Below are 10,164 nucleotides of genomic sequence, written 5' to 3'. Positions count from 1 at the left end.
AGTGTGCCGTCCGCATTTTTGCTGACACCGTTGCTAAAGCTTGCTGTTCCATAATCATCAGCCGTAATTCCTTTGCCCGATAAACTGAAAGCAAGTTTGGCATTGCCGTTTTTATCGCTCATTTTTACAGTCGCGCTCAAGATCTCGCCTTCGTTAATGGAAGATTTGACGAGGTTAATTTGATTGACACTTGCATCTGCTGGTTTATTGCCGCTATTGTTATCATGCTTATTGTCATTGCTTGAACCACCGCTTGCTGCCACCGCAAGACCAACAACCCCAAGCGCTGCCAACCCTCCGATTATCCATGCTTTATCATCATTGGCACTTGTTGCCGTGCTGCTAGCGGTATTTGCACTCAGAGAATGTTCAACAACTGTTTCCGGTGCGTTATAGGCGATGATGCTATTTTCCGAAATCCCCGATAATTCAACATTCGGCGTGCTGTAATAATCGGCTATTATCAATGCGACTTCTTCATCTTCTTCTTTGCTTAAAATCAAATCATCATCTACTCTTTTGCCTTTAATCCCACTCAGCGGCATCCCCATCTCAGCATCTTTTAATACCAGCGTCATATTCGGTATTGCTTGGATGGTTAGGCTTTGATTAACAATATCCTCAGAGCGGACAAACTGTTGGTTAACAATAATATTGACACTATAACGTTCGCATTTTAGGCGAAAAACACAGGGCATTTTGTCTGAAAAGTCGACATTTTTTGCGGTAGATAACGCTTGAAAAATACTAGATAAGCAAGCAAAATGGATAGCTCTCACGGTTTGAAAACGACAAACTTTATAATTAATTTATTGATTATAATCAAACGTTTAAATATATCATTCTGAAATTTAAGCGCTATAGAAAGCGCTCTTACTTTTGCGAAAAGCTTGCTGAAAAAAATGCTATAGGAGGAGGCAAAATTGACTTATCGGCCCTTATTAAGCACACCTAAAGAATCATTATCCACTTATGTTAGAAAACATTGCCGCGCTAAAAAAATCAGCCTTGACAAACTCGCGGAACAAGCCGGCATTGCACGCAGCACTTTGTATCATCTTTTAGAGGAAAACAGCGTTCCTAAAATTCCGCATTTGCTGGCACTGGCGACAGCGATGGGCGTGCATCATTATTTTTTGTTCCGCTTAAAATGGCGGGAATTCGATCATATCGAATTGCCTTGCGCAGCATCGCAAAAGATTGATTTAAGCGGTTTTATTGAAGAAACAATCCCCGACGGCACTTTGGTGATGACCGGTTCGCATTTTGAAAAATCTTGGACGATTCAAAATATCGGCGAAGTTGTCTGGGAGAACCGCTATTTCATGCACCTTGACGCCCCCTATCATCACATTAAACATTATCCCAACGGACAGTCTTTAGCGGATTATCAATTTCTGCCTGACGAGGTAATGGTGCCTTTGCCTGTGGTTTATCCCAAGCAAACCTATACTTTTAAAATGGGCTATACCGCACCCAATATCGCCGGTCGCTATATTTCTTATTGGCAGATGGTCGATGAAAACGGCGAACCTTGTTTTCCTGATGGCGTCGGATTATCGGTATCGGTACTGGTCAAATCCTTTGGAAGCAATCGGCGGTCGTAAATTCAGCTTTCAACTATTTTGCGACAAAAAAATAGGCAATTTTGCCATCACTTAAACAATCCCCATCGCCGCTAATGCTGCGCGCTGCGCTTCGTTTAACTGCAAAACCGGCGTTTTTCCGCCCCCATTGGGCAATTCCACCACATAATTCGGCAAAGCAATGCCCGAAACAAGCGCACGCAAACCTTGATATAAGGCGATGCCTTCGTCTAGGCTTAAGCGGAAATGCGAGGTGCCGCGCGCCATGTCCAAATGATGCAAATAATAAGGACGGATGCGGCGCACTAATAAGGCATCGGTCAGGGATTTTAATATTTCTACGGAATCGTTCACGCCTTTCAGCAGCACCGACTGCGACAGCAATAAGGCTTCATGTTGCAAGCGGGCAATCGCCGCATCTGCCGCCGCAGTGAATTCCGCCGTATGATTGACATGAATCACAAAGGCTAATTGTTTACCGCTATCGCGCAGCACCTGCAAATAATCTTCGCGCACATCATCAGGAGCAACCACCGGCACGCGCGTATGAAGTCGAATCCGCTGTACATGCCCTATCTCGCGCAAAGGCAATAAAAAAGCGGCAAGGCGCGGTGCGGATAAGGTCATGGGATCGCCGCCGCTTAAAATCACTTCTTCAATCTGCGGATGCGCGGCAATATAGGCTAAGGCGGCTTGGATATCGGCAGTTTGCGGGTGCTCTCCTTTGCGCCCGATATGTTCTTTGCGAAAACAAAATCGGCAATATACGGCACAGGTCGGTGCAATTTTCCATAAGACGCGGTTATGATAGCGATGGACCAAAAACGGCAGCGGACTAAAGGGATCGTCGGCAATCGGATCGCTAAGTTCCTGCGGCAAAATATTGAGTTCGCGTACATCGGGAACAAATTGCGCACCAATCCCCTGTTCAGATTGGCTGAATGCCTGCCGCATAGTGGCGGTCATCGCAAATTGATAATTTTTCAGCAAGGCTTTGCGGCTTTGAGCTGGCAAATGCGCCAATAAGGTTTCTGTTTTCATGAATTATTTGGCTTGCAAGACAAAGCTACGATCGCCGCGACGATTGGCAAATTCCGCTGCAATTTGAAAATTATCTTTTAATTCCGGCGGCATTTGCGCATGTCGCGATAAAGAATAAAGATACAATCCTTTATCGCCTAAATATTGTCGCGGCGCATATTTCAGCGTATCGAATTCCAAATAATCGACACTGGCGGGCATGGGCGAATAGCCCGCATAAAAAAGACTTTGCGGCGAATTGGCATACACAATCGGCGCCGCTTGCGCGCGTGCAAATAAGCCCGCTTCACGCCGATGCCCCATTGAAGGAGCAAACTGAATCATGCTGGCAAGAGCATAGGCGACCAAAAGCCACAAGGCAATCAAGCGGCGTTCGGGTTTGCGGCTGGGCTGCCGCCATTGCTGAATTAAGGCATAAGCCCCATTTGAGGACAGCCATAACAGCAGCAACAGCACGGGAATATAGAATATATCGCTGTGAATTCTGCCTTGATAAAGCAAATTTACCGCATTCAGCAGCCAGAAAAAACAGACGGCGAACCAAAAAAACAAACGCACACGACCATTTAACACCGAAGCGGTTCCCGCCTGCATAGATAACCAGAGCAGCACCGCCAAAGGCAGACCGGCAATCAGTAGAGTTTTATAGGCAATTAAGAGCATGGCAATCAGCACCGCAGATATCGTGCTTAAACTCATGCCTTGATCCGCGCTCATATACAGTGAGATTTCCAAAGTGGCGCGACTAAATTGAAATTGCATCAGCCGCACAACATTTATCACGCTATCGCGCCAATCAGGTACTAAGGCAATTAAAAAAAAGACAACGGCATAATAAATCGACAAAAATTTTTCGCGATCGCCAAATGGTCTGCGCCAATTCCAACGCTCATGTCTTGGCCAAGCCAAAAACAACAGCGGAAAACCCAATGCCCAAATGACCGCTTGCGCACTGAATAAGGCGGCAAACCACATCCAAGCCGCCCAAGCGATAAAGGCTTTTATCAGCGAACGCTCCTGCATCGCCAAGAAAAAAGCCACCGCCGTCAGCCATAGGCAGGCATAGACAAGCTGGGGATTCATTTCCAGCCTGAAATCATTGTATTCTAGGGTAAAATTCAATAATAACAATAATAAGCTCAAACTGATGCGCCCGATGCCAATCTTTTCTCCAATCCATGCAAAAGCCAGTGCGATATAGGCATGCAATAAGGCGATAAAGAAAAGCCAAGCCCACTCGCCGCCATGGGCAAAAGGCGCTAAAAGCCACTGAAAAGCATTGAAAGGTTCTTGCCGCGCCTGCCAAATGTGCCGCACGGAAGCTTCTGAAAAAGTGTAGTCGGCATTTTGCCAAATGATAAAAGTCGTGAAAAAGCTGATACAGGCTATCAGCCAATACCAGCTTTGTCTTCCCGCCTCAAAAGGACGTAAGGCAGCAAAAAATTGCTGCTTTGATAATAGCCATCGCCGGCTAGTCTCAACTATCGGTTTAACAGATAAATTAAAACTCAAAGCCGAATATCCGGGTTTTGCGCGGATAATCCGCTGAATCGCGCACAACAGGCTCTAATGCGGCGCCCAACATTTCCCCGACTTTTTCGGGCGTAAAACGCTCCGCTAATTCCAAGCCATGCGCCACTAATTGCTCGCGCCGCGCTTCGTTATGGAATAAATCTTGCACTTTTTGCAAGGCATCCGCCCAATCAGAAATAAACAGGCTGTTTTTATTATCCCGCCAATGATAGCGCAAACTTGCTTTGGCGCCGGGATCAGGCATCAAAACAATGGCGCCGCACGCCAAAGCCTTAATCACCAATTCAAAATCCATATTATCATCAAGAAGATAAATAAAAATATCTTGCTCGCGCAATTGAGAAGCCAACTCTTCGCTATTGCTTACGAAATGCAGCGGTATATTGGGATGCTGGCGCACCACCATCTCTTTTACCGAAGGATTTTTACCGTAAATCACGCATTTCAGCGGCTGCCCTGCACGGCGGCGCACACGATACAGGCTCGAATCAAACGTCGGGCGAATCCAATAACTGTCATAGCCTTTATCCACCAAATCATGCACTAATTGATGCTCCGCCGTAATAAAGCGTATCCAAGGCATCACATGCAAATTGCGTTTGAGTAGACGCTTGTCTTTTGCGTTATAAGACTTGTTCAGGCATAAGAGCGTCAAATAAGGCAATTGCCGCAAAAAAAGACTTTGCTGATAAATCCATTCCTGCGGCGCTTCTATCACAATCCGATCAAATTGCGATAAGCGGATATAGCGGCTGAAAAAACGTTCGGCGTTTTCTTGCTGTTCATCTGTGAGTGCAAAATACTCGCAGGTGCCGATACGCTGACGCAGCCCTGTCAGCAAATTCTGAGCTATCGATTTTTGATGATAAGTTGAGAGCAATAAGGCTTTCATTGCAAAGTTTTATAATCAGTAAGGGTCATTGAAAAGCGGCGTTCGCCTTTGCGCAGTTGTTCCAAACGAATCAAACGCAAAGGATTTTCTGCAAAATAAATCTGGGTTTGCTTATTGCCGTTGCTTTGGCGATAAACATGCACCGTGATGGTTTTGCCATTGCTATCCTTCCAATTTTCAGTTCCCTGTTTTTGGATATGATAAGAATTGATTTCGTCTTCAATCACGAGCGTATATTCATTCGGCATACGGTTATTTTCGATATCAATCAAAGATTGTGCCACCATCGATAAAGTATCAAGCGGATTAAGGTCTTCGTCATATTGTTGGGTCTTTGAATCTTTACCTGCCGTAATTTGCACCTGATGCGACTGCGGTTCATAACGATAATTTAGGGCGTATTCCGGCTTGCCTTCCATCGAACGCTGATAGACTTGCGGTTGCACGGTCAAACCATTGAGTAAGCCTTTAACGGATTCTCTCGCCTCGCCAAAACCGAGCATTTTTGCGGCAATCGCAGGATGGGCTACCGTATCGATACGATAGCTGACTTCTGTAAAAAATGCCTCATGCACAATTTCTCCGGCGCCGATGCCGCGCACCTGAACATCATAAACGGCGCGATAACTCGATACCGCCACAGCCGAAAAGCTCAAGCACAAACCTGCGCTCAATAGAGCGATTTTTTTATAAAGTCCCATATAAACGGTCTCCAGCATCGCCTAACCCCGGTCGAATATAGGCGTTTTCATCTAATCCTCTATCTATCGCGGCGGTATAAATCGCCACTTCAGGCAATGCCTCATGCATTGCCGCAATGCCTTCAGGAGTTGCCAATAAGCAAAGAAAACGCACGTCTTGTGCGCCTAAGGATTTTGCTTGGCGAATGCTTTCAATGGCAGAAAATCCTGTTGCCAACATCGGATCTACGACCAAGGTTGTCCGCTCCTGCATTGCTTTGGGTAGTTTACAATAATATGCGCGGGGGCGGTGGGTTTCTTCGTCGCGCTCCATGCCCACATAGCCTACTTTCGCTGCCGGCAACAATTGCAACACACCCTGCAACAGACCATTTCCAGCACGCAATATACTGATAATACATGTTTTTCTACCTGTCAACACTTTCCCTTCCGTGACTTCCAAAGGCGTTTCGATGCTCACGGTTTGCAATGCCAAATCGCGTGTCGCCTCATAAGCGAGTATCAGACCAATTTCCGCTGCAATGCCGCGAAACTCCATCGTGCTGGTATGTTTATTGCGCAAAGTCGTCAATTTATGCTGCACCAAAGGATGATTAATCACATGCACATTCTGGGGAAATTGTCTGTTATCGCTCATTTATGCCTCCTAAGCACTTAATAGATGACGCAAAGCCTGACCGGGATTCTTTTCTTTCATCAGCGAGCCACCGATTAAAAAAGCATGGATATTTGCCGCTTCCAAACGGGCAATATCCGCGCTCGTCATAATGCCGCTTTCGCTAATTAAAAACATATCAGGCGGTAATTTTTCTTGCAAACGCAAACTGGTTTCCAAGGATAGACTAAAATCATGCAAATTGCGGTTATTCACGCCAATGGCAAAAATCGGCAATTGTGCCGCCCGCTCGAATTCCACTTCATCATGGACTTCAACCAAGACATCCATGCCCAAATCATGTGCCAGCTGGGTATATTCGCGCAATTGGGCATCGCTTAGAATCGCCGCAATCAGCAAAATGCAGTCCGCGCCTAAAACGCGCGATTCTAAAACCTGATAGCTGTCGATAATAAAATCTTTGCGCAGAATAGGCAGCAAAACCGCCTGTCTGGCTTGCTGCAAATACAGCGGACTGCCTTGGAAAAACTGCTTATCGGTTAAAACCGACAAACAGCAGGCACCGCCGTCAGCATAACTTTTTGCCAAACTCGGCACATCAAAATCTTCTCGAATCACGCCCGCGCTCGGCGAGGCTTTTTTAATCTCGGCGATCACGGCGGGATGACCCAGATTTTGAAAACGGCGTATTTGATGCATAAAGGGGCGCGGCGAATCACATAAAGAATACAAATGCGATTCTAAAGCTGCCGCATCAATCAATTGTTTCTGATTCTCAAGTTCTTGGCGTTTATACGCCACAATCTCGTCTAAAATTGTCATTTATTATCTCCCTTTTGCCGGCTGAGGGCGGCAATGCGCGCCAATTGCGCTTTTGCCTTGCAGGTACGAATCGTCTCTTTCGCTAAGACAATGCCATCTTGCCAGTTTTCGCAAATTCCTGCCACTTTAAATATTGCCGCCGCATTTAATGCCAACATATCCAAGCCGATAGCAGAACCGCCGCCATCGAAAATCGCTTCAATTAATGCCAAACTTTGCGCACTGTTTTCCACCTGCAAAGCACGGTGGTCGCTGTAATTCATGCCGAAATCGCGCGGTTCGAGACGTTTTTCCAACAAACTGCCATCGGCTTGCATTTCGACATAAGTATTGCCGTGCGTTACGCTGAATTCATCTAAGCCATTATCGCTGTGTACTACCAAGACTTTTTTCGCGCCCAGATTCTTCGCCACTTCCGCCATCGGCATCAGCCATGCGCGGCTAAACACGCCGAACAAATGATATTTCACGCCGGCAGGATTGGACAAAGGCCCTAACACATTGAAAACTGTACGGATACCGAGCGCACGGCGCACCGGCGCAACATGGCGCATTGCCGAATGGAAGGCTTGGGCAAACATAAAGCCGAAACCGCATTCCTCAATCATCTCTGCCACCGCCTGTGCAGACAAGGTCAGTTCTACGCCCGCCTGCCGCAGTACATCCGCACTGCCCGAAGCGCTGCTTGCCGCAATATTGCCGTGTTTGGCAATCTTAACGCCCGCTGCCGAAGCGATAATCGATGCTGCGGTTGAAACATTAAACAGACTTGCGCCGTCGCCGCCCGTTCCCACAGGATCGACAATCACCGCCTCTTTATCCGGCAGCGCTACCGCCAAAGCCAATTCGCGCATCACCCGCGCCGCGGCACAAACTTCTTCAACCGTTTCACCTTTGATTGTTAAGGCGGTTAAAAAAGCGGCGATTTCCGCCTCATTTGCCTGTCCGCTCATCATTCGGCGCATGCAATCCTGCATCATTTCGCCTGATAAATCTTCCCCTTTGACCAATCGCGCGATTGCCGATTTCATTATGCTATCCCTATTTTATCCGAATCAATCCGCCTAATGATAAATCAGCCAGCCGCCAAGTGCCAATAGCAATACGTACCAAACGCAGGGTCGGGAAACCTAGCGCCGCCGTCATGCGCCGCACCTGCCGATTTCTACCCTCGCTGATGCTTAACTCAATCCATGAAGTCGGCACACTTTTACGAAAACGCACCGGCGGCTCGCGTGCCCATAAACAAGGCTCGGCAATCCGACGCGCTTGGGCGGGCAAAGTCAGCCCGTCTTTAAGCATGACTCCCATGCGCAAACGCTGCACAGCCGCCTCGTCTATCTCGCCCTCTACCTGCACCCAATAAGTTTTGGGCAATTTAAAGCGCGGCTCGCTAATGCGCGCCTGCAAACGCCCGTCATCGGTTAATACGACCAAACCCTCGCTGTCGAAATCCAGCCGCCCCGCCGGATAAATATTCGCCACCTCAATAAAATCCTTCAGCGTCCGCCGCGAACCGTCGCCGCTGAATTGACACATCACCCCGTAAGGCTTATTGAACAGCCATAAAGACTTGCCAGCAGCAGGGCGCAGAATATTTTGCTTCATCACTTGAGCCACATAAAAAAGATTAGGCATAATAGCGAGCCTGCGCCGCCGGCGCCAGCCTGCCCCCATAAAACATGACCGACACCCTGCTCTTTACCGCGTTTGCGCTCTGCATCAGCCTGATTAGCGCCGCTATGATATACATCAGCCGCGCCCTGCACAGCAACCGCGACAAACAAATCGAAACCCTACAGCAATTCGCCGCCCACCAGCAAAACCAATTCGGCAAATTGCAAGACTTCATCCTGCGCCAACAAGAACACGGGCAACTCCTGCAAAACCAGCAGCAAGGCGCACTGCGTAACGAACTCAATGCGCAATTGGCACGGCAAAACGAACACCTACACCGCGAAATCCATCATCTCTCCGCCATTACCGAAAAACGCCTGCTCGACATCAGCGCCCATGTCGGCGAACGCCTTGAACAAGGCTTTCATCAGCAAGACCACACCGTCAAAGACATCATCGAACGCCTTGCCAAAATAGACGAAGCCCAAAAACGCCTCGACCAACTGGCAGGCGACGTCGGCAGCCTAAAAGACGTATTGCAAGACAAAAAAAGCCGCGGCGCCTTCGGCGAAAGCCAGCTGCACCTACTCATCGACAACCTCATTCCCGCCCAATACGTTTCCTACCAACACACCCTGCCCAACGGCAAACGACCGGACTGCCTGCTACATCTGCCGCCACCTACCGGCGACCTCGCCATTGATGCCAAATTTCCGCTGGAAAGCTACCGCAAAATCGCACAAGCCCCGCAATATGCCGCCCAGCTGGCAAAAGACGTGAAAAAACACATTGACGACATCGCCGACAAATACATCTGCCCGCCGCATACGGCAGACGGGGCGATTCTCTTTATCCCTGCCGAAGCCATCTTTGCCGAACTGCACGCCAATTACCCCGACATCATCGACTACGCCCAGCACCGCAACATATGGCTGACCTCGCCCACCACCCTTGCCGCCGTACTGACCACCGCCAAAGCCGTACTCAAAGACGATGCCACGCGCCGCCAAGCACATCTACTGCGCGAACAACTCTACCTGCTGCGACAAGACTTCGTCCAATTCCAAGAGCGCATGAACGCCCTCGCCCGCCATATCGGACAAGCCCAGCAAGACGTCAACGACATCCACCGCAGCGCCCAATCCATCTCGGAAAAATTCCACCAACTCGACGAATACCGCGGCGAATCTCCACATTAAACTCGAGTCAAAATAGGGCTCTAGACTAGCAGAGTGATTGGTATAATTTATTGCAGAAGCGACTATAAATGTTTTTCTAAATCATCAATACTCTGCTTCCGGCGCCATTCGCATTCTTTCAAATGCCATTCGAAATTTTTGCTTACACCGTTAAATT

At 48.2% G+C, this 10,164-nt stretch carries 11 protein-coding genes; 2 read left to right on the top strand and 9 right to left on the bottom strand.

Going from position 1 to position 10,164, the window contains the following annotated elements; all coding sequences use genetic code 11:
• Nucleotides 1-578 (bottom strand): hypothetical protein (locus ACJHVI_RS02505; RefSeq protein ID WP_483183044.1); only part of this gene is annotated, 578 nt, incomplete at its 3' end.
• A 345-nt stretch (nt 579-923) separates the two neighbouring features.
• Between ACJHVI_RS02505 and ACJHVI_RS02500 the strand changes: the two genes are divergently transcribed.
• Nucleotides 924-1,607, top strand: a complete 684-nt coding sequence (locus tag ACJHVI_RS02500; RefSeq protein ID WP_483183043.1) for an NBR1-Ig-like domain-containing protein — start codon at nt 924-926, stop codon at nt 1,605-1,607.
• A gap of 51 nt (nt 1,608-1,658) precedes the next feature.
• Here the strand turns inward: ACJHVI_RS02500 and ACJHVI_RS02495 are convergent, their stop codons facing one another.
• The 8 genes from ACJHVI_RS02495 to ACJHVI_RS02460 form a co-directional block, all read right to left on the bottom strand.
• The gene (locus ACJHVI_RS02495) at nt 1,659-2,627 is read right to left on the bottom strand and encodes a KamA family radical SAM protein (protein ID WP_483183042.1); all 969 of its coding nucleotides are present in this window, start codon (nt 2,625-2,627) and stop codon (nt 1,659-1,661) included.
• A gap of 3 nt (nt 2,628-2,630) precedes the next feature.
• Entirely contained in the window at nt 2,631-3,944 is a 1,314-nt protein-coding gene (locus ACJHVI_RS02490) for a hypothetical protein (protein ID WP_483183041.1), read from the bottom strand.
• A gap of 184 nt (nt 3,945-4,128) precedes the next feature.
• Nucleotides 4,129-5,052 (bottom strand): hypothetical protein, encoded by a 924-nt coding sequence (locus ACJHVI_RS02485; RefSeq protein ID WP_483183040.1) that lies wholly within the window; start codon nt 5,050-5,052, stop codon nt 4,129-4,131.
• Complete coding sequence (locus ACJHVI_RS02480) at nt 5,049-5,771, bottom strand: DUF3108 domain-containing protein (RefSeq protein ID WP_483183039.1); 723 nt, start codon at nt 5,769-5,771, stop codon at nt 5,049-5,051. The genes ACJHVI_RS02485 and ACJHVI_RS02480 overlap by 4 nt, the downstream gene beginning before the upstream one ends.
• Complete coding sequence (gene upp, locus ACJHVI_RS02475) at nt 5,740-6,390, bottom strand: uracil phosphoribosyltransferase (protein WP_483183038.1); 651 nt, start codon at nt 6,388-6,390, stop codon at nt 5,740-5,742. The genes ACJHVI_RS02480 and upp overlap by 32 nt, the downstream gene beginning before the upstream one ends.
• Before the next feature lie 9 nt (nt 6,391-6,399).
• Nucleotides 6,400-7,191: an indole-3-glycerol phosphate synthase TrpC gene (gene trpC / locus ACJHVI_RS02470; RefSeq protein WP_483183037.1), complete on the bottom strand. Its 792-nt coding sequence runs from the start codon at nt 7,189-7,191 to the stop codon at nt 6,400-6,402.
• Entirely contained in the window at nt 7,188-8,222 is a 1,035-nt protein-coding gene (gene trpD / locus ACJHVI_RS02465) for an anthranilate phosphoribosyltransferase (protein WP_483183036.1), read from the bottom strand. The genes trpC and trpD overlap by 4 nt, the downstream gene beginning before the upstream one ends.
• A gap of 10 nt (nt 8,223-8,232) precedes the next feature.
• Nucleotides 8,233-8,829, bottom strand: a complete 597-nt coding sequence (locus ACJHVI_RS02460; protein ID WP_483183035.1) for a pseudouridine synthase — start codon at nt 8,827-8,829, stop codon at nt 8,233-8,235.
• 44 nt (nt 8,830-8,873) lie between these two features.
• On the opposite strand from ACJHVI_RS02460, the gene ACJHVI_RS02455 reads away from it, so the two are divergent.
• Nucleotides 8,874-10,007, top strand: a complete 1,134-nt coding sequence (locus tag ACJHVI_RS02455; RefSeq protein WP_483183034.1) for a DNA recombination protein RmuC — start codon at nt 8,874-8,876, stop codon at nt 10,005-10,007.
• The last annotated feature ends 157 nt before the right edge of the window (nt 10,008-10,164 follow it).

The sequence above is a fragment of the Suttonella sp. genome (assembly GCF_056855035.1).
Note: the sequence above shows the minus strand (reverse complement) of the source record. Positions and strands in the feature narration are given on the sequence as shown.